This is a genomic window from Monashia sp. HAY1-2A, assembly GCF_056755315.1.
Window position 1 is genome coordinate 1 of record NZ_JBNDHY010000288.1, and the last position, 1,686, is coordinate 1,686.

The 1,686-nt window shown below is 71.0% G+C and carries 1 protein-coding gene; it reads left to right on the plus strand.

Translation table 11 applies throughout. The annotated features are described in order from the left end of the window. Window positions 1-257 precede the first annotated feature (257 nt). Window positions 258-1,481, plus strand: coding sequence for an acetyl-CoA C-acetyltransferase (locus ACPYOM_RS21855; RefSeq protein ID WP_481347568.1), 1,224 nt, complete (start codon window positions 258-260; stop codon window positions 1,479-1,481). Window positions 1,482-1,686: the final 205 nt, after the last annotated feature.

Below are 1,686 nucleotides of genomic sequence, written 5' to 3' on the forward strand. Positions count from 1 at the left end.
ACCACCGACCCCACACCGCCTGCGGGAACAAGCCACCCATCACCCGCTTAACCAACCTGTCGGGTCAGTACAACTAGTCCTCGCCCTCGGGCGGGACGTAGCGGGACCGACGCCGGCGGGTGGCCCCGACGAGACGCACGTCATGGAGCCGGCACTGTCAGCGCTCGCCCGAACGTCCTACCATCGAGGGACTGAGCAAGCGCTTAGTCGCCCGCGCGCCACCGCCCGGGCCGCCGACGTCGTCCAGGAGTAGCCCCGTGACCGAAGCCGTCATCGTCTCGACCGCCCGTTCACCGTTCGGCCGGGCCTTCAAGGGCTCGCTCCGGGAGGTGCGCCCCGACGACCTCGCGGCCACCGTCATCCAGGCGGCGCTCGACAAGGTCCCCGCCCTCGACAGGACGCTCGTCGAGGACCTCTACCTCGGGTGCGCCGAACCCTCCGGCAAGCACGGGTCGAACATGGCCAGGGTCGTCGCCACCCTCCTCGGCCTCGACACCACGCCGGCCGCGACGGTCAACCGCTTCTGCGCGTCCTCGGCCCAGACGACCCGGATGGCCTTCCACGCCATCAAGGCCGGTGAGGGCGACGTCTTCGTCTCGGCGGGCGTCGAGTGCGTCTCGCAGTACACCGACTGGGCCGGCGCCGGCGGCGCCAAGGCGGATGCCCAGAACCCCCGGTTCGCCGAGGCGCAGGCCCGTACGCAGCGGATCGCCGAGACCAACGAGACCTGGACCGACCCGCGCGAGCACGGGGCCCTGCCCGACATCTACATCGCCATGGGCCAGACCGCGGAGAACGTCGCAACGGCCTACGGCATCAGCCGTCAGCGCCAGGACGAGTGGGGGGTCACGTCGCAGAACCGCGCGGAGGCCGCCATCGGTCGCGGCTTCTTCGACTGGGAGATCACGCCCGTCACGACGCCCGACGGGACCGTCGTGGGCAAGGACGACGGCCCGCGCGCCGGCGTGACGCTCGAGGCCGTCCAGGCGCTCAACCCGGTCTTCCGCCAGCAGGGCACCGTGACGGCCGGTAACTGCTGCCCGCTCAACGACGGCGCCGCAGCCCTCGTCGTCATGAGCGACACCAAGGCCAAGGAGCTCGGCCTCGAGCCGCTCGCCCGGGTCGTGTCGACCGCCGCCACGGGCCTGTCGCCGGAGATCATGGGCCTCGGCCCGGTCGAGGCGAGCAACCTGGCCCTCAAGCGCGCCGGCATGTCGATCGGCGACATGGACCTCTACGAGATCAACGAGGCCTTCGCCGCGCAGGTCATCGGCTCGGCCGACCAGATCGGGATGGACTACGACAAGCTCAACGTCAACGGGGGTGCCATCGCCATCGGTCACCCGTTCGGCGCCACCGGAGCGCGGATCACGGGCACGATCATCAACGCGCTCCGCGAGCGTGACGAGCAGTTCGGCCTCGAGACGATGTGCGTCGGCGGCGGCCAGGGCATGGCCGTCATCTTCGAGCGGCTCAGCTGACGCTCCCCGACGCCGCTCCCTCGGCTGCTCAGAGGGAGCGTCGGAGGGTGGCGAGGCGTTCGTGCAGACCCGCGTCGACCCCCGCGGCGGACGCGTCCCACACCATGACCGCCAGCTGGTCCATGACGACGGCCGGGCCGAGGTCGGGCACGACGACCGGTGCCCGGCCTGTCTCTTATACACATCTGACGCTGCCGACGACGGA